We start from the raw sequence: 25007 nt of genomic DNA, 5'->3' as shown, positions 1-25007 counted from the left end.
AACCTTCTTCAGCGCATGACTTTCGATTTAGTAACCCAGGACCCGCACACCAAGGCCCGCGCTGGTGTAGTACACACCGACCACGGCGCCATTGAAACGCCCATTTTTATGCCTGTAGGCACTGCAGGCACCGTAAAGGCCGTGCAGCAGCGCGATCTGAAAGACGATATACAAGCGCAAATTATCCTCGGCAATACCTACCACTTGTACCTGCGCCCCGGCCTAGATGTGCTGCAGAAAGCGGGCGGGCTGCACAAGTTCAACGGGTGGAACCGGCCTATCCTTACCGACTCAGGCGGGTACCAAGTGTATTCCCTTAGCGGCACGCGCAAAATCAAGGAGGAAGGCGTAAAGTTTCGCTCCCACATCGACGGCTCGCAGCACCTGTTTTCGCCGGAGGGTGTAATGGATATTCAGCGTACCATCGGGGCCGACATCATCATGGCCTTCGATGAGTGTACGCCCTGGCCTTGCGAGTACGACTACGCGGCTCGTTCCCTCGATATGACGCACCGCTGGCTGAAGCGCTGCATTCAGCGCTTCGACAGCACGGAGGGCCACTACGGCTACTCGCAAACCCTCTTCCCCATTGTGCAGGGTAGCACCTTCAAAGACCTGCGCGTGAAGTCGGCAGAGTTTATTGCCGAACAAGGACGTGAGGGAAACGCCATTGGTGGCCTGAGCGTGGGCGAGCCAGCGGAGATGATGTACGAGATGACGGAAATCGTCTGCGACATCCTACCCCAGGATAAGCCGCGCTACCTGATGGGGGTAGGCACGCCGGCCAACATCCTCGAAAACATTGCGCTGGGCGTAGATATGTTCGACTGCGTGATGCCCACTCGTAACGCCCGCAATGGCATGCTGTTCACAACCCAAGGCATTATAAACATTGCCAATAAAAAGTGGGCCGATGACTTCACGCCTATTGACGAGGAGCTAGGCGGTTACGTGAGCACGTTTTATTCCCGCTCCTACGTGCGCCACCTCTTTCACAGCAAGGAAATGCTGGGCCCGCAGATTGCCTCCATCCACAACCTCACCTTCTACCTGTGGCTCGTGAAGCAAGCCCGCCAGCAGATTCTGGCCGGTACCTTCCGCGAGTGGAAAGAGCGGATGGTAAAGCAAGTAATGACGCGGTTGTAATTGTCAGATAGAATGGCCTTGTGCTGGTCGGCTAAGGTGCCCATGAACTCTTAGTTTAGGCGTTGCTGGCCTTACTGACCGGCCGGTATATATAGCTCCGCACGCCACGCACGTTACACCTGCACCATTCGTTACAACAGCAGTAATCTGCCTTCCATGAAGCTGCTCGATAAATACATTCTTAAGAAGTTTCTCACCGCGTTTTTCTTCACGGTGGTGCTACTGGTGTCGGTTATCTGCGTGATTGACTTCACAGAGAAAAACGACGACTTTATTCAGCACGACTTGGGAGCGTGGCAAATAGTATCGGAGTATTACGTCAATCTGTTCCCGTACTTCGCCAACTTGCTCTCCCCAATCACGGTATTTATTGCCGTAGTGTTTGTGACGGCGCAGTTGGCTTCGCGCACCGAGGTAGTCGCTATTTTGGCGTCGGGCATTAGCTTCAAGCGCTTTTTACTACCCTACATTATGGGTAGTGCCATTCTGGGCGCTCTTACCATGGCCATGACGGGCTGGCTGATTCCAATTGCCAACAAAACCCGGGTGGCATTCGAGAAGGCGTACATCAAAAATCCCTACCGGTTTAGCGGCCGCAACGTGCACATGAAGATTGGGCCGAACGCCTACGCCTTCATGGAAAGCTACGACAACGTGAATAATATAGGGTACAAGTTTGCGCTGGAAACGGTAGAAGGCACCCTACTGAAACGACGTATGACGGCGGAGGCCATTACTTGGGATTCTACCAAACATGCCTGGCATCTTACCCCCCAACTGGTACGCACCTTCAAGGGCGAGAGAGAAACTTTGCTGAGCATTCCCGCTCGCGATACTACTCTAAATCTCTACCCCAAGGATTTTGCCAGCACCTACCGCCTGAGCGAAACCTTAACGCTACCAGAACTCAACGACTACATTCAGCAGAAAATAGACCGTGGGGCCGACGACACGCAGGTCTACCTTAGCGACAAGTATGAGCGCTACGCTTATCCCTACGCCATGTTCATCCTCACCATCATCGGGGTGATTATGAGTTCCCGAAAAAGCCGCGCCGGCGTGGGCGGGCAAATTGCGCTGGGCTTCGTGCTGGCCTTCGTCTTCATCATCTTTGTAATTCTGAGTCGTAACCTAGCCCAGGTAGGCTCCTTACCGCCGCTTCTGGCGGCGTGGGTTCCTAGCATTGTGTTTACCGCCATTGGCTTGGTGCTGTACCGGGTTGTTCCACGCTAGGCAAGCGACCTAAGACCACACGCGGGGAAGTCTGGTAGGCTAGTTTTGCTAGCTGTGCTACCCCAGGCACGGGCTTTTCCGCTATCCTGATTCGTTTACTCCTCCCCTATGCTCAAAGACTACGTACGGTTGCATTTCATTGTGTTGCTCTGGGGCTTCACAGCCATTTTGGGCAAGCTCATTTCAGTGCCGCCGGTGGAGCTAGTATTCTGGCGGACGTTGCTAGCTACCGTGGGCATGGGGGCTTTGCTAATGGTTCGGGGGCAAAGCTGGCGCATACCGGCGGGCGAAGCGTTGCGGCTATTGGGTGTGGGCTCACTAGTAGCCGTGCACTGGATTACCTTTTTCCTGGCGGCCCGCCTCTCCTCCGTTAGTGTATGCTTGGCTGGCCTGGCCACGCTAGCTTTGTGGACGTCGTTGCTGGAGCCGTTGCTGCTCTGGCGCCGGGTGCGGTTCTACGAGGTAGGCCTGGGCCTGCTCACCATGGTAGGGCTCTACCTGGTGTCGCAGGCTGAACTTGGACAACTAGCAGGACTACTCGTGGCCATTGGCTCCGCGGGGCTATCGGCGCTGTTTAGCGTGCTCAACTCCAAGCTGGTGCAGCGCCATTCGCCGCTGCGGCTTACGTTCTACGAAATGGCGGGAGCTGCCTGAGCGTGGCGCTGTTCTTCCCCATCTATAGCCGCTATTTTACCCAAGGCGTTGGCCTCCAACTTGCCCTGCACCAATACGACTGGCTGTGGCTGCTACTACTAGCGGGTGTGTGCACGGTATATGCCTTCTCCGCTTCGGTAGAGTTGATGAAGCGCATTTCGGCTTTCGTTGTAAACCTGACGATCAACTTAGAGCCCGTGTATGGCATTGTGCTAGCCGTTATCATGTACAGCCTGCGCATTCCCGGCTTCGGCCAAGAAAAGCTTTCTACCGGCTTCTACCTCGGCACAATCGTTATTCTCCTGAGCGTGCTGATTCATCCGGTACTGGACCAGTGGAATCAGCGCCGCCTGCGCCGGAAAGAGGCTGTTGACGTGTTGGTGGGATAAGAATGGCGTAAGCCGGTGCGTGTGCGAGGGCAGTTGCCTACGTGGCAGGCTACGGCTGACACACGCACCACTACTACAGCCTTCCGTCCCAGACCTGATACGCCGCTGGCAGCTGCATCAATGGGGGCTGCTCTTGGCCCGGAAACAGCCCGTACACCGCCGAACCGGAGCCGGAAAGGCTAGCGTAGGCGGCACCTGCCGCATACAGCGCCTGCTTGATCTCGCCTAGCACGGGGTAGTAGGGCGTCAAGGCATCCTCAAAATCATTGCTGATTGTTTCGCGCCAGGTTTCTACGGGTTGGACTAAAGCGGCGCGCAGATCATGACGGGGCGTGCGGGGCTGCACGCGGGCATACGCCTCGGCAGTGCTAATATGCATGTTAGGATACACCACCTTACAGGCCGTACCGGTCAGGTTGAGGCTGATGTCTTCGAAAACGTCGCCCTTCTCATAAGCAAATACCGGCTTGTTGCGAACAAAGAAAGCACAGTCGGAGCCCAGGCGGCGCGCGTAGGCTTCCAGCGTTTCGGGAGGTAGAGCCAGTTCAAACAACTCATTGAGGGCGCGCAGGGCGAAGGCTGCATCGCCGGACCCCCCACCCAAGCCCGCTCCAATGGGCACTACTTTGTGCAGATGCAGGTGCACCGGCGGCAGAGTAAAATCGGCCTTCAGTAACTCATAGGCCCGCAGGCACAGGTTTGTGCTTGGCTCACCTGGAATTGGTATGCCCGTTAAGCTTAGGGTAGTTTCAGCGGCCGGCACTACCTCCAGGGCATCCGTCCAGGGCAAAGGCACAAACACCGATTCCAGGTTCCGAAAACCATCGGGGCGCTGACTAGTGATATAGAGACCGAGGTTGAGCTTGGCGTTGGGGAAGACGAGCATAAGAATAAGCAGAATGTAGCGCAAGCTAAAGCCCCGTTTGCCGAAGTCAAATGCCCAGCACATTTCCCCGTATTTTTGCTTTCATGTCTGCCACCGCAACTTCTTGGTACGCCCGCCGTGGCAAGCGCCTACTCGACGTAGCGTTGGCAGCTCCTTTGCTCCTGCTGGCCGTACCCTTGCTGCTACCACTAGCCGCAGCCCTAGCCGTGCAAAACAACGGTGCTTGGCTGTTTCGGCAGCAGCGCCCTGGCTTGCACGGGCGCGTATTCATGTTCTATAAGCTCCAGACCATGACCAACCAGCGCGATGCACAGGGCCAACTCCTACCCGATGGGGCACGCCTACCTGCCCTCGGCCGCTGGGTGCGCACCACCTCCCTTGATGAACTGCCCCAGCTCTGGAACGTTCTTTGCGGCGACCTGAGCCTGATTGGCCCACGGCCCCTACTAGAGCAATACTTACCGCTTTACTCACCGGAGCAGGCTCGCCGCCACGCTGTTCGGCCCGGCATCACTGGCTGGGCCCAAATCAACGGGCGCAACGCCATCAGTTGGGAGCAAAAGTTTGCCTATGATGTGTGGTATGTGGATCATCTCTCATTTGCCTTGGACCTACGCATTCTGGCCCGCACCATTGGGGGGGTGTTTAGGGCCCATGGCATTACTGCACCCGGCCAGGCTACTACCACGGCCTTCACGGGTTCTTCTTCCCCGCCCGATCAGTCACCTACTGCATGAGTATATTTTCTACCCAATCTAGCCCCGCTTCTGCTCTACCGCGCCTGGCTATTGTTGGGGCGGGCGGGCTAGGCCGCGAAGTGCTCGTACTGGCCCGGCAAATCAACCAAGTGCTTCCCAGCTGGAATATAGCGGCTTCTACGACGACCGCACCCCAACTGCGCCTACTATTCATGGTCTGCCGTACCTGGCTCCGTTGCTGCACTGAATACCCAAACGGAACCGCTGCACGTGGTGGTAGCCGTGGGTAGCAGCCGTAGCCGGGCCGCAGTAGTAGCACGCCTCACATCCAGGCATCTCACGTTTGCGACGCTGATTCACCCCAGCGTCGCCCGCGCCGACTATCAGCACATACGCATCGGGCAAGGTAGCATCATCAGCCAGGGATGCATCCTGACTTGTGATATTCATCTGGGCCAGCATGTACTACTCAACTTGGGCTGCACGGTGGGCCACGATGCGGTATTGAATGATTTCTGCTCCCTGATGCCCCATGCCAACGTGGGCGGCGAAGCGCACTTGGAAACCGGTGTTTACTTGGGCACCAATGCCACAGTTATCAACCAAGTGCGGGTGGGTAGGAACACGGTGGTAGCGCCGGCGCAGTAGCCGTGCGCGACCTACCTGCGAACTGCACGGCCGTAGGAGTGCCTGCCCAATCAATCAAGCAGCACGCATAGCCACCTTGCTCCGTGGGCTTCACACGGCAAGTTCATACCCATTCTTTTGTGCTTAGGCGCCCCTAGTAAGCAGCAGGTTGCGCTACTCTATTCCCTTTATTTCATGCGCAGCCAGGACTACGACCGACTGTATCTCTCGCCTCCTCACCTTGGTCGGCACGAACTCAACTACTTGCACAAAGCTATTGAGGATAATTGGGTAGCTCCCGCCGGCCCAAACCTTGATGGATTCGAACGTGATATTTGCGAATTTACGGGCGCTGAACACTGCGTAGCCCTCACCTCTGGCACAGCAGCCATCCACTTGGGCCTGCGGCTACTGGGAGTTGGCCCCGGCGACGAAGTTCTGTGTCCGTCCTTCACGTTCGTGGCTACAGCAAATCCTGTGCTGTACCTGGGTGCTACTCCCATATTTATCGACAGCGAGGCTGATACGTGGAATATGTGCCCTCAGCGGCTCCGGGAAGCCCTAGAGCAATTACGCCAACAAGGCCGCCGCCCCAAAGCCCTCCTCTTGGTGCACCTCTACGGCATGCCCGCCAAGTTGCGTGAATTGCTGGCCCTGGCCGCTGAATTCGAAATACCCGTACTGGAAGACGCGGCCGAAGCCTCGGTGCTCGTTACGATGGGCGCCCCCTCGGCACCTTCGGGGATGTAGGCGTCTTCTCTTTTAACGGCAATAAAATCCTGACACTAGCGGGGGCGGCGCCTTGGTTACTAACAATTCCGCGTGGGCACAAAAGACCCGTTTCTGGGCCACGCAGGCAAAGGATGCAGCCCCTTATTACCAACACTCCGAAGTTGGGTATAACTACCGCCTCAGTAACCTACTGGCTGGCATTGGGCGGGGCCAGATGGAGCTGCTGGAGGACCGCGTGAAGAAACGCCGCGAAATTTACGCCTGGTATCGGGAGCAACTTAAGTTTGTGCCAGGCCTGACTTTTGGCCCCACGGAGCCCAATGGCGCCCGTTCTAACCGCTGGCTCACTACCATCCTGCTGAACCCAGCTGAAACGGAGGTAACCCCTGAGCAACTCCGTCTGCACCTCGAGAATCATAACATTGAGAGCCGACCTCTCTGGAAGCCCCTGCATTTGCAGCCACTTTTTGCTACTGCTCCTATGCACGGGGGCGAGGTATGTACCAATCTATTTCAACGGGGCTTATGCCTGCCTTCCGGTACCGCTATGGAAGAGGCCGATTTGCGCCGAGTTGCCCACGCTATCCAAGCCATCGTCTAGTTTTCTACTGTCAGTCAGCCGCCTAATTAGTACAAAAGGTTCATTTGATAGTTTTAAACGCACAAAAGCACTTTCGCTTAGTATAAAGCAAAAGTGCTTTTATGTTACGGTGAGGCTGTTTTTTCTTCCCTATCATCAAGAACCCAGTCTATAATTAGCTATTCTTTATAATAGTGAACGTCGAAGCGGCCTTGTGTCACGGGGATTGGGCCACCGTTTTTACTTATATCACACACGCTTCCTCGGAAGATGCCGGAAATCACTCGTGCTGTGGTATCAAATCGGGTGATGGTTAGGGTGCTGGGAAAGCGCCGAACAGTGGTGTAGTGGTCGGTAGTGGTGGAATATTTTACTTGCTTAGTATCACTCAGCGTTAAGTGGGCAGCCATGGGTGAGGTGGTTTCATACTTGTCATTACCTAGTTTATAGGTACCTAGCCCATGCACTTCTGGTAGTACCAAGTTGATGGTGCGGTAAGTACGACCAACCCGCATGATGGCCGATAGCATAAATGAAAAGTGTTTCTGATCGGCCGGCTTCTCGCCTACTACCCCCACGGCACCTGCTTGCCGACGTTCTCCCGGCTTAGCCAAAACTAAGTAGTTGCACCACACTTCCTCGCCAGCTAAGCACCCAACGGTGTTGGCACCCTGCTGAGTAACCGCAGGTAATGTTCGGGCCTGCAATGGCAATTGCCCGCGTAGAGCCAGACTATCAACCCGGCGCCGGTCTGCCCAGCACTGCCGCTCTAGTTCCTTGGCAACATCCAGGTTGCGCTGCTCTGTTGGGTCGATGCTGAAATCAGCGGCCTTTTTATTGACTACTGCCCACCCTTCCCCATCTGGCTGCGGTGGCATAGTGCTTGTGGGATAGGGCCACTGCTCTACCCTATTAAAAAGAGGGGATATGGGATGCAATACCACACGGCGGTAGGTAGTATCTCCTATTCCCCATCCCCACTTTTTTTGATCTACTAGCACTTCATTGCCCCGCCGAAAGTACACGTACGAAGTGCGCCAGCTTTTTAAGGGGAGGAAGAAGTTAGCTCCCTGGTAAACCAACGCGAGGCCACCGGGTACTAACGCTAGCATGATAGCAAAGCCTACTATCAAGAAAGAACCAAGCCACAATCGGATTGGCCACGTAGAGGACCACCCGAAATGACTTGCGGCGGAGAGCAACAGTAACCAAAGCCCGCAATGCACCGCACTACGCACATAGGAGCTAGTAAACTCAAGCGGAGTGAGGACTTCGATTACCGTAAAGATGAGACATAGCACCCAAAGCCAACCTAAACAGAAAGTCAGGTAAGCTGTGCCTTTGTCAATGAAAGCAGCAATAGCGCTCCTACCTTTTTCTACTCCGTTGCCGATCCTTTCAATAACTGGAAATCGATCAACGGTAATAACTCGGAGTATCTCAACAAGTGTCCTTACAGCTGAATAGATGTTGTTCTCTTTGAGGTTATCCCTGTAGTGCTTTTGGCTAAGAAACCATACAATCACTATAAACAGCAGCGTGCCCATCAGCTTGCAGTGCTATGGAATATAAGCTTGCTTATGTGCCCGCCGCTAGGCCAGAGCTTGCGCTAGGTCAGCCAGCAATTCTTCTGCTGGTTCGATACCCACCGATAGGCGCACCAAGCCCGTGCTGATACCTAAATCGGCCTGCTGCTCCGGGGTAAGGTAGCGGTGTGAGGTACCAAGCGGATAGGACATAGACGAATCGACGCCGGCCAGCGAAGGCGCAAAAGGGAAACGTTGACTACGGCGCATAAAGCCATTTACAACTTCGGCGTCGTCAGCCAGCAGTATAGACAGCATCCCTCCGAAGAGCCCTGCTCCTTGCGCTTCGGCTAGCTCATGCTGTGAATGTGTGGTCAGTCCCGGATAATAAACCGCTCGTACTGCTGCGTGCTGAGCCAAAAAGGTAGCAACGGCCAGCGCATTGTGGCTGTGCTCACGCACCCGCAGGCGTAGCGTTTTCAATCCGCGCACCGCCAGCCAGCTTTCCATAGGACTTAGCGTAAGACCATAAAAAGCACCTATTTGCTTAAGGCGGGCAGCTATATCAGCGTCAGCTGCCACTACTACGCCCGCTGTCACATCAGAGTGGCCCGCAATGTATTTCGTTACGCTATGCAGGCTAATGTCGGCGCCGAGTTCCAGAGGGCGAGTTAGCACTGGGGTAGCAAACGTATTATCGACGACCAGCTTCAGCTCGTGGCGGTGGCACTCGGCGGCTACTTGGCGCAAATCAACCACCCGCAGCAGTGGGTTGCTCAGCGTCTCCACTAGCAGCAGCCGGGTAGTAGGCTGCACAAAAGAGGTTAGGTCGTTGAGTTGCTCGAAAGGAACGTAGGTGACGCTAATTCCTAACCGGCTCAGTTCGGCATTCAGTAAGCTAGACGAGCCTCCGTAGATGTCGGCTGCGCAGAGCACATGGTCACCGGCTTGGCAAAAGGCCATAAACGCGGCAAAAATAGCTGCCATGCCCGAGCCCGTTGCTACGGCCCCCGCCCCGCCTTCCAGACGGTTAACGGCCGCTGCTAGCTCGTCGGAATTGGGGTTGCCGTTACGAGAATACATGTACCGACTGCTTGGCTCGCCGAAATACTGTTCCAGCTCATTTAGGTCTTCAAACTTGAAAACAGAGCTTTGGTAAATGGGGGTAATCTTAGGATGAATTTCCATGAGGCGGGCAGGTAAGCTGGCAACGCGAGTCGGGCAACATGTGTGTTCCCTTTGATGTGGAAAGCGTCCCAGACTCAACGACGATGCAAGCTAAAGTTTACCGCACACTTATCCACCGATTGACTGCGGCAGTTAGTGTAGTTACTCCCAGGGAAAGTCATTTGTAGCGTCTCACTAACCACTTAATACAACTGAAAACTGGCTGCTTCCTCCGTGTTCAGCATTTCCCATCAGACGCGAAAAGCCCCGCAGCCAAGAATGGCTACGGGGCTTTTACAAGTCAGGTATTCAATCGAACTGCTTAAACGGAAGCGCCTTCAGCTAGTACGATAACATTATCGCGAAGCACCTCTACTACCCCGCCTTCGATGCGGAAAGAGTCGGTGCCACCATTGAGCACTACGTCGCCAGCTTGCAAAGCTGAAATCAGCGGAGCGTGGTTGTTCAAAACCTCAAACAGCCCATCGACACCCGGGAACCGGGCCGACGTAACCTCGCCTTCAAATACTTTCCGGTCGGGCGTGATGATTTCCAGATGCATCTTTTCTAATGTGAGAGATGTAGCAAGGTGCAGAATGTACTACTGGGTAGGCAGCGTTGAAGCCGACTAGGCTTGTCTCGGTAGCACATTCCCCACACTAGAAGAAATTACTTGGCTTCTGCCATCAGCTTCTCGCCTTTGGCTACCGCGTCCTCAATGTTACCAACGAGGTTGAAAGCAGCTTCGGGCAGGTGGTCATACTTACCATCAATGATGGCGTTGAAACCGATAATGGTTTCTTTGATGTCAACCAGTACACCCTTCAGGCCGGTAAACTGCTCAGCAACGTGGAAGGGCTGTGACAGGAAGCGCTGCACACGGCGGGCGCGAGTTACCGTCAGCTTGTCTTCCTCCGAGAGTTCGTCCATACCCAAGATGGCGATGATGTCTTGCAGTTCTTTGTAGCGCTGCAGAATCTCTTTCACACGCTGGGCAGCATTGTAGTGCTCATTACCGATAACGGCAGGGTCCAGAATGCGGGAGGTAGAGTCCAGAGGGTCTACGGCGGGGTAAATACCCAGCTCGGAGATTTTGCGGCTCAGTACGGTCGTAGCATCCAAGTGGGCAAACGTCGTCGACGGAGCCGGGTCAGTCAAGTCATCGGCAGGTACATATACGGCCTGTACCGAGGTGATAGAACCACGCTTGGTAGAGGTAATACGCTCCTGCATGGCACCCATTTCGGTAGCCAGCGTGGGCTGGTAACCTACGGCCGAAGGCATACGGCCCAACAGAGCCGATACTTCTGAGCCAGCCTGGGTAAAGCGGAAGATGTTGTCGATGAAGAACAGAATGTCGCGGCCAGCACCAGTGCCGTCGCCGTCACGGAAGTTCTCGGCTACTGTCAGACCCGACAGAGCTACGCGGGCACGGGCTCCGGGGGGCTCGTTCATTTGACCGAACACGAGGGTAGCCTGCGACTTCAGCAGCTCATTCTCGTCAACTTTGGTGAGGTCCCAGCCACCTTGCTCCATCGAGTGCTTGAACTCCTCACCGTATTTGATGATGTCCGACTCAATGAATTCACGCAGCAAGTCATTGCCTTCGCGGGTACGCTCGCCCACGCCAGCAAACACCGACAGACCAGCATAGGCCTTGGCGATGTTGTTTACCAGCTCCATGATCAGTACGGTTTTGCCTACACCAGCACCACCGAACAAACCAATTTTGCCGCCCTTCACATACGGAGCGAGCAAGTCAATTACTTTGATACCCGTGTAGAGAATCTCCGACGAGGTAGCCAGATCTTCGAAGGGAGGAGCCAAGCGGTGAATAGGCAAGGCGCCGTCGCTCTTCGGTTGGGGAATGCCATCGATGGCTTGGCCAATTACATTGAATAGGCGGCCCTTGATGCCTTCGCCCGTGGGCATCGACATAGGAGCGCCCAAATCGCGTACTTCTGCGCCGCGGGTCAGGCCCTCGGTCGAGTCCATAGCGATGGTACGCACACGGTCCTCGCCCAGGTGCTGCTGGCACTCCAGGATTACCACCTGGCCGTTGTCTTTCGTCACTTCGAGGGCGTCGAGGATGTTGGGCAGCTTAGAGCCTTCACCCGCGAAGCTCACGTCCACAACGGGACCAATAACCTGGGTGATTTTGCCGGTATTCGCCATTACGTCTTATTTGTATGGGATGGGTTGCAACATTTCAGGCCGCAAAACTACGGCTTAATCCTTGCATTGCCAAGGGTACCCACGGTGGGGCTTTGCAAGTTTTTTTTACACTTTTTTCGCCTGAAAATCAGGCAAAAACCCTCTTTTCACCCCTGCTATGCCCTCCTCAACTAGAAATTTTTTTTGCCGAAAACTTGCCAGGAATAAAAGCCGCCGTACATTTGCAGAACCAAACGGCACTCCCACACCGGAACCGTACGGGAAATTGTCCGATGGTGTAACCGGCAACACGCTTGATTTTGATTCAAGAAAGTCCAGGTTCGAGCCCTGGTCGGACAACCACTACCACACCTGCGAAAGGCGCTGAGTCTTCCTTCTTGGAAGAATCGGCGCCTTTCGCTTTTTCTGTTTCTCTCCCTTTTACTTTCCCATGTCACAGCAGGTAAAAATTTTCGCGGGCAATGCCTCTCGCGAACTGGGTGCTCAGATTGCCGCCGCCTACGGTACGCCACTTGGCGACCTCAGCCTTCAGCGTTTCGCCGATACTGAGCTCGGACCTAGTTTCAACGAGAGCATTCGGGGCTGCGCCGTATTCCTGATTCAGAGTACTAACCCACCAGCCGAAAACCTGATGGAGCTAGCACTGATGGTAGATGCAGCTAAGCGAGCCTCCGCCTACAAGGTTAACATAGTAATGCCCTACATGGGCTACGCTCGGCAAGACCGGAAGGACAAACCACGGGTAAGCATAGGGGCCAAAGTAGTAGCCAACATTATTCAGAGCGTAGGAGCCGACCGTCTCATGACTTGCGACTTGCACGCAGGCCAGATTCAGGGCTTCTTTGATATTCCCGTAGATCATTTGGACGGTGCCACTGTGACGGCGCCTTACATTAAGTCGCTCAACCTGGATAATCTCATCTTTGCTTCACCCGACGTGGGCGGGGTAGTGCGCACCCGCGCCTTCGCTAAGAAGTTCGGGGCCGAAATCGTGGTCTGCGACAAAATGCGCTTGCGGGCTAACGAAATTGCTTCAATGCAAGTAATTGGCGACGTAGCTGGCATGAACGTAGTGCTCGTGGACGATATCGTGGACACGGCTGGCACTATTTGCAAGGCTGCTGAACTCCTGATGGAGCGCGGCGCGAAGTCAGTGCGGGCGGTGATTACCCACGGCGTGCTGAGCGGTCCGGCACATGAGCGCATCCGTAATTCGGCCCTGGAGGAGCTAGTAATTACGGATACTATCCCGCTCAAGGAGGAGAACCCCAAGATCAAAGTTATTTCAGTTGCTGGCCTGTTTGCCCAAGCTATCCGCAACGTAGTAACGCACGAGTCTATAAGCTCACTGTTCGTCTAGTTTGTACCTACCCAACTAGTTGTATTGGGTAGTGGCTACCTGCTAAACTATCTTTCAATAGAGGTGGGTAGGTAGTCTAATGCAAAAAGGCTATCTTTGCGGCCCGTTTACCTGCTGTGGGTAAGCATTTTTATCTTCAAACGAACACGTTTATGAAAAGCCTCGAGATTGTAGGGTTTAAAAGAGCGAATCTCGGTAAGAAGGATGCCAAAGCGCTACGCCTGGATTCTTACGTACCGTGCGTACTGTATGGCGCTGGCGAGCAAGTGCACTTCTCGGCTCCGGCCATTCTGTTCCGCGAACTGCTGTACACCCCCGAAGTACACATCGTAGAGCTGAACATCGAAGGCGACATCCGTCGTGCTATCGTGCAAGACGCTCAGTTCCATCCTGTGAACGAAATGCTACTGCACGTTGACTTCCTGGAGCTGCAGGAAGGCAAAGAAGTGAAAATGGACGTACCAGTACGTTTCGTAGGTGTATCACCCGGCGTATTGGCTGGTGGTAAGCTGGTAAGCAAGCTGCGTAAGCTGAAAGTGAAGGCGGCTCCTGATAACCTGCCCGACTTTGTTCCCGTTGATATTTCCGACCTGGCCCTGGGCAAGTCGATCAAAGTAAACAAGGTAGAAGCACAAGGCTACACCATCCTCACCAACCCGCTGGCTCCTATTGCTACTGTGACCATTCCACGTGGTCTGCGTGGCACGCTGCAGGCAGAGAAATAAATCACGAAATGGCTGGGATGCAGCAGGGACTACGCAACTCGCGCCTACTGCTCTCTCCGCTACCGAAAAAGCCGTCCTGCTTGCAGGGCGGCTTTTTTTATACAGGGTTTACAGCAAGGCTACTCTATTCCTCGCGTGCTTATGCTGGGCTAGTGCGCCCATACCCGTCAACACTCCATTTAACTCCGTGATATGAAGTTTCTTGTTCTATGCCTAGGCAACATTGGGCCAGAGTACGCCGATACGCGGCATAACGTGGGCTTTATGGTAGGCGACTACCTGGCGCAAAAGCACGAAGCGCGCTTTGAGCTTGGGCGCCACGCTTTCACTACCGAAATTAAGCACAAAGGCCACACGTTTGTGCTGGCTAAGCCTACCACCTACATGAACCTGAGCGGCAAAGCAGCAGCGCACTGGCTTAGTACCCTCAAAATTCCGAAGGAGCAGATGGTGGTGGTAACAGATGACTTGGCTCTTCCTTTTGGGAAGTTACGACTGAAAGGCAAAGGCTCGGCCGGTGGACAAAACGGCCTCAAGCACATCCAAGAAACCATTGGCACCGACGAGTACGCCCGGCTCCGTTTTGGTATTGATGCTACCTTCAGCAAAGGCCGGCAGGTAGACTATGTGCTCAGCCCTTTCTCCGACGATGAAAAGATTGAACTAGCTACTCGCCTAGAAAAAGCAGCCGAAGCGGTGCTGCTGTTCGGTACGGTAGGCCTTGAGCGAGCCATGAACGTAGTTAATGTAAAGTAGCTCCTTATCGACAGGAAATAGCACGGCGCCTAACTCACCTGCTCCTGACGGTGTACTGTCAGGAGCAGGTGAGTTAGGCGCCGTGCCAATAAGAACAGACCTATGCGATGCTCGAACCGGGGCGTACGTGGCTGCTAGGCTGCATCAGACTCAGAGAGCCATCGGCGTTTTCAGCCATCAGGAGCATGCCTTGACTTTGAATGCCTTTGATTTCGCGCGGAGCTAGGTTGAGCAGTACTTGCACCTGCTGGCCTACTAGGGCCTCTGGGAGAAAGTGCTCCGCAATACCCGACACGATGGTGCGAGGCTCATCAAACCCTAAATCTACGCTTAGCTTCAGCAGCTTCTTGGTTTTAGCTACCTTCTCGGCTGCCACAATAGTACCAATGCGCAGGTCCATCGTTTGGAACTGCTCGAAGCTCACGTCGTCCTTGGCGGGGGCAGCTACGGCCGCCGCCAGCTCATTTGCCTTCTTAGTGTCCAGAAGCTTCTGCACCTGAGCTTCCACGGTAGCGTCCTCAATTTTGTCGAAGAGCAGTGCTGCTGCCGCCAGTTGGTGTCCCGTAGCTAGCGAATCGGGGCGGCCTGCCGCAGACCACGCGCCTTTTTCCAGGTTCAGCATGGTGCCCAGCTTCTCGGCCGAGTAAGGCAGGAAGGGTTCCATAAGGGTAACCAAGCTAGCGGCCAGTTGCAGAGCTACGTGCAGCACGGTGCCCGTGCGGGCCTCATCCGTTTTGATAAGCTTCCAAGGCTCCGTATCGGCGAGGTACTTGTTGCCGAGGCGAGTGAGGTTCATTAGCTCATTGAGCGCATCACGAAAGCGGTAGTTATCAATAAGCTCCCCAATGCGGGCAGGAAACTCGCCGAGCTGGCGCAGTACGTCTTCATCCTCAGTAGTAAATCCAACGGCCGCCGGCACTTTACCCGCGAAGAACTTGTGCGTGAGTACCAAAGCTCGGTTCACGAAGTTGCCCAGGTTGGCTACCAGCTCGTTGTTGTTGCGGGCCTGAAAATCCTTCCAGGTAAAGTCATTGTCCTTATTTTCAGGAGCGTTAGCGCACAGCACGTAGCGTAGCACGTCGGCTTTACCGGGAAAGTCCTGCAAGTACTCGTGCAGCCACACTGCCCAGTTGCGCGAAGTAGAGATTTTGTCGCCCTCTAAGTTTAGAAACTCATTGGCGGGTACGTTATCAGGCAAGATGTAATCACCATGTGCTTGAGCATCGCCGGGAAGATGATGCAGTGGAACACGATGTTGTCTTTGCCGATGAAGTGCACTAGCTTGGTGCCTGCGTCTTGCCAATACGGCTTCCAGGCGTCGCCAGGCAGCAAGTCTTTAGTGGCCGATATATAGCCAATGGGCGCGTCGAACCACACGTACAGCACTTTGCCCTCGGCGCCTGACACGGGCACGGGCACGCCCCAATCTAAGTCGCGGGTTACGGCGCGAGGGTGCAGGCCCTGGTCAATCCAGCTTTTGCACTGCCCGTACACGTTGGTTTTCCAGTCGTTTTTGTGGCCTTCCACAATCCACTCGCGCAGCCAAGGCTCGTACTGGTCGAGGGGCAAGTACCAGTGCTTGGTCTCGCGCAAAATTGGCGAGTTACCGGAGAGCATGGAGCGCGGATTAATCAGTTCCGTGGGGCTGAGGGAAGTGCCGCATTTCTCGCACTGGTCGCCGTATGCATTGTCGTTGCCACAGTTCGGGCAGGTACCCACGATGTAACGGTCGGCCAAAAATTGGTCGGCCTTTTCATCGTAGTACTGCTCTGAGGTTTGCTCAATGAACTTATCGTCTTCGTAAAGCTGCTTGAAAAAGCCGCTGGCCGTTTCGGCGTGCGTTGTAGACGAGGTGCGGGAATAGATATCGAAGGAAACGCCAAATTCCTGAAACGAGTCGCGGATAATGGCGTGGTATTTATCTACCACTTGTTGGGGCGTAACGCCTTCTTTCTGGGCCCGAATGGTGATGGGCACGCCGTGCTCATCGGAGCCGCAAATAAACTTGACATCGCGCTGCTGAGCGCGCAGGTAGCGTACGTAGATGTCGGCGGGCAAGTAGACGCCGGCCAGGTGGCCGATATGAACGGGGCCGTTGGCGTAAGGCAGCGCAGCCGTAACCGTGTAGCGTTGGGGGGTACCAGGCATGAGAGAGGAAGTCGGATAATCCGAAGTAAGCACAGAAACAGGCTAACCCAGTGGGCCAGCCGAACACAAAGGAACGAGTAAAAAAGAGGAAAGGTGCAGGGAGCCCTCCAACGGACGAGGCAGGAAGTGAATACTGCTATATTTGGGCAGCTTACCGTGGAGTTTATTCGTATTGGCAGTAGCACTTCCCTACCCCCTCACTTCATACGCCCATGAAAAACACAGATCAGGAACTAGTAGCCAAGAAGGCGAAGAAGGAAAAAGACCCAAGCGAAAAAGCTCAGCGCAAAGCTGCTAAAGCCGCTGCATCCACATCAGCAACCCTTTCCGACAAAGGCACGGCCAAGAAGTCTAGCCAAAAGAAAGCTCTCAAGGCAGCTGCTAAGCAACTTCAAAAGGAGTTGGACCTTCGCATCAAAGAAGTGGTGAAACGCATTCGTAAGGATACCAAAGTTAAGTTGAAGGAAGTAGTGAAAGATGCTACTCGTCGCCTCGATGTAGACATGGAGCAACTATTTGAGCAGGCACTCCATTCTATCGTTGGACACCATGAGAATGGTACGCTGGCTGCTTCTGACAGCATTTCTTCACTTACGGCTCCGGTAGTAGCTACCGACACGACGCCGAGCAGCCCCACCAAGCCAGCTGCCCGGCGCGCAGGAGTGGCTAACGCCAAACCTACTGGCGTTACGGTAGCCAATCCACCCAAGCCAACCGCCCCACGCAACCGCAATCGGTCGGCGGCAGCGCGTAAAGCAACTACCCCCGTGGCATCGAGCGACGCGACGCCATCGTCGAACGGCGCTGCTGTCCCTGAAGACACCAATGCGTAGTAGCTAGTAGCTAGCAGCTAGTAAACAACTATAAGGCCCGCTATCCTTTCAGATGGCGGGCCTTGTGCGTTTTGAACCACTTACTACAAGCTGTAGCTATGGCAACTGTAGCGTATCAATAGGCGCACCGTTCACCCGCCGCAGGCGAGTTTCGGGGGTGCTAGTGTTGTTATCGTTGGTATTCAATGTTTCAGGACGCTTACGGGAGTTGATTCCACTGGCTTGCTGGCCTAGCTGTACTCGCCCCGGCGTTGCATCTGGCACGGAGCCCCCGTAGCCAGCATTGCTATTGTACGCCGCCTGGCGGTCGGCGTCCGTTAGGATACGGGTTGGCGTCCGTCGCACGGCGTTTTCTTCGGTAGATGTTTCCTGCGAGGTGGTGCACGCGCCTAGCAGCGTAGCCAGCGCGAGATAAAGGGTAGCGGCGGATTTCATGATTAAAAACAAAGAAGCCAGTCCGGCGCGGGCTAGCTTCTTTGCTAACGAGTTGGCGGCGCGGAAGTTGGTCTTACCCTTATGCTTTGCTTAGATCTGCCCGGATGCCGTCCCACAGCGCCACGCGAGCCTGCATGCACCCTACGGCTACCTGCTGGCTCTCCTCCCACCGCTGGGCGTCGTCGCCACATAAGTCGCGCACCATTTGCTGAGCCAGGGGCGTATGCACTTCCTCGTCAAGCTGAATGTGGCGGTTGAGGTAGTACGTGAACGTATCGAGTTGGCCGGGGAAGCGCTGGTTGAGGTCATGCACAAGGTGACGGAACATATCAGGAATGACATCTTCCCGCCCGAATGTGAAAGCAGCAGCTACGGCGTGCGGTTTGCCAGAATCGATAATACGGAACGTATCGAGCACAAAGGCTTGCACCGAAGCCGGGGCGTTGGCCTGCGCCAGGGCATCGGCTACGGAAGCACCTTGCGCCAGGGCAGCTAGTAGCTGCTCAACGGGTGCGGTATCGGCGCCACACTCGCGCATGGAGCGCAGGTAAAGCTCAAAGTGGCTGGCTGGGTTTCCTTCGGGGTCTACGTCAGTTTCTTCTTCCAGCACAATATCGTTGATCAAACGACGCGTGGCCGGATTACCGCGTGGCACCCAAGGCACTTCTACGCACGTTAGCTCGCGTTGCAGGGCCTTCAAAAGTGACATAAAATCCCACACGGCAAACACGTGATGCTGCATAAATACGCGCAGGTCGTCCAAGGAATGCAACGACTTGTACACCTCGTGGGCTACCAGTTGCTGGCGGGCGGGTGCCAGTGCTTGCTGCAATTTGGCAATGGAATCGGAATGAACTTGAGTGGTCATAAGACAGCGAAGGGAAAAATGTACTGTGGAGCTTTTACTACCCCACAACAAACGCAACGGCCCGTTGGCTTGGATTGCCAGCGGGCCGCTACAAAATTACTCGTGTGCTAGCACAGTGGGCGAAGCAAACACCGAGACTATTTCTCTAATGCGCTTCTGCGTAAAGCAAATAAGCGAGGCGGCTACTTCGTCTTCTCGAAAATCATCCCGTCCGAATCCATGCAGTAGCGCTGGCCGGTAGGCTTGGGACCATCATCGAAGACGTGGCCGAGGTGGCCGCCGCACTTGGCGCACACTAGTTCGTCGCGGCTCATGCCATAGCTGTTGTCGGCCGTTACTTTCAGGCTAGCTTCCGTGGCGGGCGCCCAAAAGCTAGGCCAGCCAGTGCCCGACTCAAACTTGGTTTCTGAGGAAAACAGCAGGTTGTGGTCGGCGGCGCAGTAGTAGTTACCCTTTTCGTGGTTGTTGGCATACTTGTTCACGAAGGGGCGCTCCGTACCTTGCTGACGCAAAATGAAATACTGCGCGGGTGTAAGCTGTGCTTTCCACTGGGCATCGGTCTTGCGCACCGGAAATTCATCGGGCTTACCGGTTACAACTTTCGGCTTCGGATAGGCTTTACCGGCCGCCGAGCCGGCAGTTACCGGACGCGGAGAATCAGACAAGTCCATTTTCGCGTCGCGGGCGCTTTTTTTCTGCGAGCAAGCAGAGTTCAGCGTCAGCACGGATAACAGCACTAGCAAAAGAGAAGAACGCATGAGGCGGAAATAGAAAAAAGGGGAAACAGAACAGCGCCGCGCCACTTGGGTGGGCTGCTACTACAACATACGCGGTCGAGCTACAGTTCGGTCTTACCCTGCTGAATAGCTATTTGGCTATGCTTTCGGGAACCTCAGCAACCCAATGAGTTGTATTGCTTCCCGCGCGCAGTTTCTTCCTCACTCAGTCACAATTGATTACTGCACGTTTTTGCGCTAAACATTCCGTACCTTTGCGCCCGGAAAAACCTTTGTATGCAGAACATTCGGAATATCGCCATCATTGCGCACGTTGACCACGGCAAAACCACGCTCGTGGACAAGATCATTCACGCCTCGAAGCTTTTCGACGAGCACCAACAGTTCGACGACCTGATCCTCGACAACAATGACTTGGAGCGTGAGCGGGGCATCACCATCGTCTCGAAGAACGTATCGGTACGTTATAAGGACGTTAAAATCAACATCATCGACACCCCTGGTCACGCCGACTTCGGCGGTGAGGTGGAGCGGGTACTGAAGATGGCCGACGGCGTATTGCTGCTTGTCGATGCCTTCGAAGGTGCCATGCCCCAAACTCGCTTCGTACTAGGTAAAGCCATCGACTTGGGCCTCAAGCCTATTGTGGTGGTAAACAAGGTAGACAAGGAAAACTGCCGCCCCGACGAGGTGCATGAGCAGGTATTCGACCTCATGTTCAACCTCGGGGCTAACGAAGACCAGCTGGACTTCGTGACCCTGTACGGCTCTTCCAAGCAGGGCTGGATGAGCACCGACTGGAAGGAAAAGACCGACAGCATCATTCCGCTGCTCGACGCTGTGGTGGCTTCTATCCCGCCCGCGCCCCAGTTAGATGGCACTCCTCAGATGCAGGTTACTTCCCTCGACTACTCTTCGTTCGTAGGTCGTATTGCCATCGGCCGTGTGCACCGCGGTACGCTGAAAGAAGGCGCCAACATGAGCCTGATTAAGCGTGACGGCACCATCAAGAAAGTAAAAATTAAAGAACTGCAGGTATTCGAAGGCTTGGGTAAAAACAAGGTTTCGGAAGTTAGCTCCGGCGAAATCTGTGCCGTAACCGGCATCGAAGGCTTTGACATCGGCGACACCCTTGCTGATGCTGAGAACCCTGAGGCACTGGCGACGATCAGCATCGACGAGCCAACGATGAACATGCTGTTCACCATCAACAACTCACCCTTCTTCGGTAAGGAAGGTAAGTTTGTGACTTCGCGTCACCTGCGTGACCGTCTGTTCAAGGAAACCGAGAAAAACCTGGCGCTACGCGTGAAGGAAACCGACCGTGAAGATACCTTCCTGGTGTACGGCCGTGGTATTCTTCACTTGTCAGTGCTCATCGAGACCATGCGTCGCGAAGGCTTTGAGTTGCAGGTAGGCCAGCCCCAGGTTCTGTTCCGTGAGGATGAAGATGGGAACCGCCTGGAGCCCATCGAGCACTTGGTAGTAGACGTACCGGAGGAAACTGCTGGTAAGGTTATCGAACTGGTGACCATGCGCAAAGGCGAGTTGACTATCATGGAGCCGAAGGGCGACTTGCAGCACTTGGAGTTCAACATTCCTGCTCGTGGCCTGATTGGCCTGCGCAACAACGTGCTGACGGCTACCGCTGGTGAGGCTATCATGAACCACCGCTTCTCGGCCTACGAGCCGTACAAAGGTGTAATTCCGGGCCGTATCTCTGGTTCGCTGATTTCGATGGAAACGGGTCCCGGCACCGCGTACACCATCGACAAGATGCAAGACCGTGGCGAGTTTTTCGTGGATCCAGGTGAAGAAGTGTACGCTGGCCAGGTTATCGGTGAGCATACCCGCCCGAACGACTTAACCATCAACATCCAAAAAGGCAAGAAGCTCACGAACATGCGTGCTTCGGGCTCGGATGAAAACGTGAAAATCGTTCCTAAGCGTCAGTTCTCCCTGGAAGAAGCCATGGAATATATCCAGAAGGATGAGTACCTGGAAGTAACCCCCAAATCGGTGCGGATGCGTAAGATTCTGCTCGACGAGAACGAGCGTTTGCGCTCAGCTAAGAAAGTAGACTAGTCTTTCACAGCTAGCCTGAAAAAAGGGGAATGGCCAACTGGCTGTTCCCCTTTTTCTTTATCCTGCCTTACCTAACTCATGCTGCCCCTACCCCGCTTATTACTAGTCCTGGATCTGGACGAAACCTTGCTGCATGCCTCTCCTACCCCATTAGGCCGCGAACCAGACATGCGCTTCGGGGAGTACTTTGTGTACAAGCGGCCCATGGTGGAAGCCTTTCTGGCGGAAGCAGTAGCCCTGTTCGACGTGGCTGTATGGTCATCGGCAGATGATGCCTATGTGCAGGATATGGTACGCCAACTTGCGCCAACCATTCCATTTGCTTTCGTGTGGGGACGCAGCCGCTGCACCTACCGGCACAACTTGGAGCTAGACACTTACTGCTGGGAAAAGCAGTTGCAGAAGCTGCGCAAAAAAGGCTACTCGCTAGATCGGGTCCTCATTGTGGATGACACGTCGGAAAAGTCACGCACCAACTACGGTAATGCTGTGCACATCCCACCTTTTGAAGGGCAGGAAGAGGACAAAGTGCTTGCACAACTGCTCACGTATTTGCGGCCGTTTGCACACGTGCACCATGTGCGCCGAGTGGAAAAGCGCGACTGGCTGCGGCGCCTATCAGCCGGCTAAAAGCGCTACACGCTAGCGGTTTCCGCTTTCTCCTCGGCTTCGTGCTGGAAGCTATAGTAGAGATAGTAAAGAGCTGGCAGAATAAGGATACTCCCCAGCAACAAAGCCCAACCCAGCGCATTCATAGTGGCCTGGGGAGCTTGGTCATTCAGCAGTGAAAGATTGGGCGCGTGTTGCAACACTATGAAATCGGGGAAGTGCTGGTAGCTGATAGCCAACAGAATCATTGTCACCTGGAAGCCGGCCATCAGGCGGGGCAATATAGTTTGGCCCTGGTTGATAGCATAGGCTAGCACGCCTAGTGAAAGAGTAGCCAGTACTACGGCTACAGTACCAACCACATTACCGAAAATCCACTGCCAAAGCGGAATATTTTCCACTTTGGCGGCTAAGAAGACAAGGCCCCCCGCTGCAAAGGCAATCAGGGTCATGGTGCGGGTTTTGCGAATGAAGTAGCGCTTATCTTCCTCATTCGTAGTTTCGCCGATGCTGTACACACTGGCAAGGTAACCGCAAAGTGCCACGGTGAAAATGCCTACCGCCACGGCAAACCAGTGCAGCCAACTATACACGTAGGCGGCCAAGAAGTCGGTGGCTGCGGGGTTGATGTAGCCAGCCAGCACGCTAGCTGCAATAACGCCCAAAAAGAAGGGCGTGATGGCGCTGGAAAGAGCAAAAATGCGGTTGTATAGCACCTGCATCTGGTCCTTTACCGCGTCGTAGTGCCGAAATACGAAGGCGGTGCCACGAGCAATAATGCCCAGTAGCATAACGAGCAGTGGAATGTGCAGATACACCGACATGACGCTGTAGATGCGTGGAAAGCCCACAAATAGAATCACTACCGCAATGATGAGCCACATATGATTGGCCTCCCAAATAGGCCCAATAGCGTGGGACATGGTTTGGCGAGCAGCGCGGCGGTTTTTACTGCGCGTGAACAGTTCCATAATGCCGGCCCCGAAGTCGGCCCCACCTAGTAGCAAGTAGAGCAGAATAGCCAGGCAGAGGTAGGTAATTACAACGTATTGCATGGGAAAAGGCCTTCGTACGGGAGGTTTCATTTCTAGGCTAGGCACCACCTAAGCTTCCAGCTTTGGGGCTAGTCCTGTGCTGGGCTACGCGGCTACCAGTTGCTGGGCCGGGCGGTCGTAGAGCTCGGGCACCATCTTGATTTGGCGGTAGAGCAGGAAGATGACCACGAGGCTCAGCGACACATACACGGCCGAAAACAAGTAGAACGAGTAGGCAATACCGGGCATGGGGGTTACAGCGTCGGCGGTGCGCATGATGCCGTACAGAATCCAAGGCTGGCGACCTACCTCGGTGACGGTCCAGCCGGCTTCTACTGCAATGAAGCCAGCCGGAATAGCCGCCACAAAGAGCTTGAGGAGCCAACTGCTACGAAGCCAATGCTTTTGGCGCCACAACGCCACAAAGTATAGAAAGGACAGCCCCATCATAAACATGCCTAGTCCTACCATCGTCTGGAACGCAAGGTGGGGTACCAGCACGGGTGGCTGGTTGGCAACTGGTATGCGGTCGAGGCCAGTTACTTCCTGCTCAAAGTTGCCGTGGGCCAGGAAGCTAAGCATGCCCGGAATCTTAATGGCGTAGTCTACCTTCTTGCCTTCCTCGTCGGGCAACCCACCTAAAACAAGGGAGGCCGAATTTTCCGTTTTAAAGTGGGCTTCCATAGCAGCTAGCTTGGCTGGTTGGCGCTTAGCCACATCCTTGGCCGAAAAGTCGCCACTAAGGGGTTGGAGCACCGCGGCTACCGTTGCAAAAATGGCTGCAATGCGGAAAGCCCGGGTGTGGAAGTGCACGTTTTTGTGCTTCAAAATCATGAGCGCGTGCACGCCAGCCACCGCAAAACCCGTAGCTGCGAAGGCTGCCAACGACATGTGAAGCGCCTGAGAAAGCCAGGCGTTGTTGAACATGGCCCGCATAGGGTCAATATTCAGGTACTGCCCATTCACGTAGTCGAAGCCAGCGGGGCTGTTCATCCAGGCGTTGGCTGCTACCACCAGAATGCCCGAAGCTAGCCCACTGACCCCCACAATGACGCCCGTAAACCAATGAAACCACGGATTGAACCGCCCCCACCCATACAGGAAAAAGCCCAGGGCAATGGCTTCGATAAAGAAAGCAGTGCCCTCCAATGAAAACGGCATCCCGAAGATAGGGCCGGCGTGTTCCATGAACTTGGGCCAGAGCAAGCCCAACTCAAACGAGAGCACCGTGCCTGATACGGCCCCGGTTGCAAAGAAAATAGCCACGCCCTTGCTCCAGGCCTTGGTTAAGTTCCTGTAGTTATCGTCGCCGCTGCGCAACCACTGGAAGTGCGAAACGGCCATGAAGAACGGCATCACCATGCCGATACACGAGAAGATAATGTGAAATCCCAGCGACAACGCCATTTGGGAGCGGGCGGCAAAGAAATCGTCCATAGCACGAACACCTAACGCGTGAAGCCGCCCCAACCGGAGCGGCAGAAAGCCAGAGAGGCCGCGTGGCGCGTCAGCTACGGCAGCAGCCCACCTGATACAACACCCGAAAGTAGTGGCGGTTTGCTATGGTTGGCTGTAGTATCCTCTCAATTTTCGAACCCGGTGAC

The 25007-nt window shown here is 54.8% G+C and carries 22 protein-coding genes, 1 tRNA gene and 2 pseudogenes; 14 read left to right on the top strand and 11 right to left on the bottom strand.

Annotated elements, in window-relative coordinates; genetic code table 11:
- The first annotated feature begins 15 nt into the window (after positions 1 to 15).
- The 4 genes from tgt (at position 16) to VI25_RS28110 (ending at position 3422) form a co-directional block, all read left to right on the top strand.
- Positions 16 to 1146 (top strand): tRNA guanosine(34) transglycosylase Tgt, encoded by a 1131-nt coding sequence (gene tgt, locus VI25_RS00190; RefSeq protein ID WP_045687371.1) that lies wholly within the window; start codon positions 16 to 18, stop codon positions 1144 to 1146.
- Between the two features lie 156 nt (positions 1147 to 1302).
- Positions 1303 to 2379, top strand: a complete 1077-nt coding sequence (locus tag VI25_RS00185) for an LptF/LptG family permease (RefSeq protein ID WP_045687372.1) — start codon at positions 1303 to 1305, stop codon at positions 2377 to 2379.
- A gap of 108 nt (positions 2380 to 2487) precedes the next feature.
- Positions 2488 to 3033: a DMT family transporter gene (locus tag VI25_RS28115; protein ID WP_316934204.1), complete on the top strand. Its 546-nt coding sequence runs from the start codon at positions 2488 to 2490 to the stop codon at positions 3031 to 3033.
- Positions 3034 to 3035: 2 nt separating this feature from the next.
- Complete coding sequence (locus VI25_RS28110; RefSeq protein ID WP_316934203.1) at positions 3036 to 3422, top strand: EamA family transporter; 387 nt, start codon at positions 3036 to 3038, stop codon at positions 3420 to 3422.
- A gap of 73 nt (positions 3423 to 3495) precedes the next feature.
- Here VI25_RS28110 and ispE read toward each other — a convergent pair whose 3' ends face one another.
- Positions 3496 to 4308 (bottom strand): 4-(cytidine 5'-diphospho)-2-C-methyl-D-erythritol kinase, encoded by an 813-nt coding sequence (ispE, locus tag VI25_RS00175; protein ID WP_045687400.1) that lies wholly within the window; start codon positions 4306 to 4308, stop codon positions 3496 to 3498.
- Between the two features lie 83 nt (positions 4309 to 4391).
- On the opposite strand from ispE, the gene VI25_RS00170 reads away from it, so the two are divergent.
- From VI25_RS00170 to VI25_RS28745, 3 genes and pseudogenes are all read left to right on the top strand, one after another.
- Entirely contained in the window at positions 4392 to 5045 is a 654-nt protein-coding gene (locus VI25_RS00170; protein WP_045687401.1) for a sugar transferase, read from the top strand.
- A gap of 231 nt (positions 5046 to 5276) precedes the next feature.
- Positions 5277 to 5654: a hypothetical protein gene (locus tag VI25_RS00160; protein ID WP_055562153.1), complete on the top strand. Its 378-nt coding sequence runs from the start codon at positions 5277 to 5279 to the stop codon at positions 5652 to 5654.
- A 174-nt stretch (positions 5655 to 5828) separates the two neighbouring features.
- Positions 5829 to 6966: pseudogene (locus VI25_RS28745) on the top strand (DegT/DnrJ/EryC1/StrS family aminotransferase).
- A gap of 158 nt (positions 6967 to 7124) precedes the next feature.
- Here VI25_RS28745 and VI25_RS00150 read toward each other — a convergent pair.
- The 4 genes from VI25_RS00150 to atpD all read right to left on the bottom strand — a co-directional run bounded on the left by VI25_RS00150 (position 7125) and on the right by atpD (position 11813).
- A complete protein-coding gene (locus VI25_RS00150; RefSeq protein WP_152981427.1) occupies positions 7125 to 7823 on the bottom strand; it encodes a hypothetical protein in 699 nt (232 codons plus the stop codon).
- Between the two features lie 714 nt (positions 7824 to 8537).
- Positions 8538 to 9659 (bottom strand): trans-sulfuration enzyme family protein, encoded by a 1122-nt coding sequence (locus tag VI25_RS00145; RefSeq protein ID WP_045687375.1) that lies wholly within the window; start codon positions 9657 to 9659, stop codon positions 8538 to 8540.
- A 301-nt stretch (positions 9660 to 9960) separates the two neighbouring features.
- Positions 9961 to 10200 (bottom strand): ATP synthase F1 subunit epsilon, encoded by a 240-nt coding sequence (atpC, locus tag VI25_RS00140; protein WP_045687376.1) that lies wholly within the window; start codon positions 10198 to 10200, stop codon positions 9961 to 9963.
- Positions 10201 to 10307: 107 nt separating this feature from the next.
- Positions 10308 to 11813 carry a F0F1 ATP synthase subunit beta gene (gene atpD, locus VI25_RS00135; protein ID WP_045687377.1) on the bottom strand — a complete coding sequence of 502 codons (1506 nt, stop codon included), beginning with the start codon at positions 11811 to 11813 and terminating at the stop codon, positions 10308 to 10310.
- A 266-nt stretch (positions 11814 to 12079) separates the two neighbouring features.
- Here atpD and VI25_RS00130 point away from each other — a divergent pair.
- The 4 genes from VI25_RS00130 to pth all read left to right on the top strand — a co-directional run bounded on the left by VI25_RS00130 (position 12080) and on the right by pth (position 14654).
- A tRNA-Gln gene (locus tag VI25_RS00130) sits at positions 12080 to 12155 on the top strand.
- Between the two features lie 88 nt (positions 12156 to 12243).
- Positions 12244 to 13173, top strand: coding sequence for a ribose-phosphate pyrophosphokinase (locus VI25_RS00125; protein WP_045687378.1), 930 nt, complete (start codon positions 12244 to 12246; stop codon positions 13171 to 13173).
- 152 nt (positions 13174 to 13325) lie between these two features.
- On the top strand, positions 13326 to 13898 hold the full coding sequence (locus tag VI25_RS00120; RefSeq protein ID WP_045687379.1) for a 50S ribosomal protein L25/general stress protein Ctc: 573 nt from the start codon (positions 13326 to 13328) through the stop codon (positions 13896 to 13898).
- Positions 13899 to 14090: 192 nt separating this feature from the next.
- A complete protein-coding gene (pth, locus tag VI25_RS00115; protein ID WP_045687380.1) occupies positions 14091 to 14654 on the top strand; it encodes an aminoacyl-tRNA hydrolase in 564 nt (187 codons plus the stop codon).
- A 100-nt stretch (positions 14655 to 14754) separates the two neighbouring features.
- Here the strand turns inward: pth and metG are convergent.
- Positions 14755 to 16802 (bottom strand): annotated as a pseudogene (metG, locus tag VI25_RS00110) (methionine--tRNA ligase).
- A gap of 212 nt (positions 16803 to 17014) precedes the next feature.
- On the opposite strand from metG, the gene VI25_RS00105 reads away from it, so the two are divergent.
- Entirely contained in the window at positions 17015 to 17635 is a 621-nt protein-coding gene (locus VI25_RS00105) for a hypothetical protein (RefSeq protein ID WP_045687381.1), read from the top strand.
- A 96-nt stretch (positions 17636 to 17731) separates the two neighbouring features.
- Here the strand turns inward: VI25_RS00105 and VI25_RS00100 are convergent, their stop codons facing one another.
- The 3 genes from VI25_RS00100 to msrB form a co-directional block, all read right to left on the bottom strand.
- Positions 17732 to 18070 (bottom strand): hypothetical protein, encoded by a 339-nt coding sequence (locus tag VI25_RS00100; protein ID WP_045687382.1) that lies wholly within the window; start codon positions 18068 to 18070, stop codon positions 17732 to 17734.
- Positions 18071 to 18149: 79 nt separating this feature from the next.
- A complete protein-coding gene (locus tag VI25_RS00095; protein WP_045687383.1) occupies positions 18150 to 18938 on the bottom strand; it encodes a DUF3050 domain-containing protein in 789 nt (262 codons plus the stop codon).
- Between the two features lie 182 nt (positions 18939 to 19120).
- Positions 19121 to 19696 (bottom strand): peptide-methionine (R)-S-oxide reductase MsrB, encoded by a 576-nt coding sequence (msrB, locus tag VI25_RS00090; protein WP_045687384.1) that lies wholly within the window; start codon positions 19694 to 19696, stop codon positions 19121 to 19123.
- Between the two features lie 255 nt (positions 19697 to 19951).
- Between msrB and typA the strand changes: the two genes are divergently transcribed.
- Positions 19952 to 21760 carry a translational GTPase TypA gene (gene typA / locus VI25_RS00085; RefSeq protein WP_045687385.1) on the top strand — a complete coding sequence of 603 codons (1809 nt, stop codon included), beginning with the start codon at positions 19952 to 19954 and terminating at the stop codon, positions 21758 to 21760.
- 78 nt (positions 21761 to 21838) lie between these two features.
- On the top strand, positions 21839 to 22390 hold the full coding sequence (locus tag VI25_RS00080; RefSeq protein ID WP_045687386.1) for an HAD family hydrolase: 552 nt from the start codon (positions 21839 to 21841) through the stop codon (positions 22388 to 22390).
- A 5-nt stretch (positions 22391 to 22395) separates the two neighbouring features.
- On the opposite strand, the gene VI25_RS00075 is transcribed toward VI25_RS00080, so the two are convergent.
- Both VI25_RS00075 and VI25_RS00070 read right to left on the bottom strand, forming a co-directional pair.
- Entirely contained in the window at positions 22396 to 23424 is a 1029-nt protein-coding gene (locus tag VI25_RS00075; RefSeq protein WP_045687387.1) for a cytochrome d ubiquinol oxidase subunit II, read from the bottom strand.
- A gap of 84 nt (positions 23425 to 23508) precedes the next feature.
- Positions 23509 to 24840: a cytochrome ubiquinol oxidase subunit I gene (locus tag VI25_RS00070; RefSeq protein ID WP_045687388.1), complete on the bottom strand. Its 1332-nt coding sequence runs from the start codon at positions 24838 to 24840 to the stop codon at positions 23509 to 23511.
- Positions 24841 to 25007: the final 167 nt, after the last annotated feature.

Source organism: Hymenobacter sp. AT01-02 (assembly GCF_000961955.2).
Classification (GTDB): Bacteria; Bacteroidota; Bacteroidia; order Cytophagales; family Hymenobacteraceae; genus Hymenobacter; species Hymenobacter mucosus.
The sequence above is the reverse complement of the archived record's forward strand: the minus strand, read 5'-3'. Positions and strand labels throughout refer to the sequence as shown.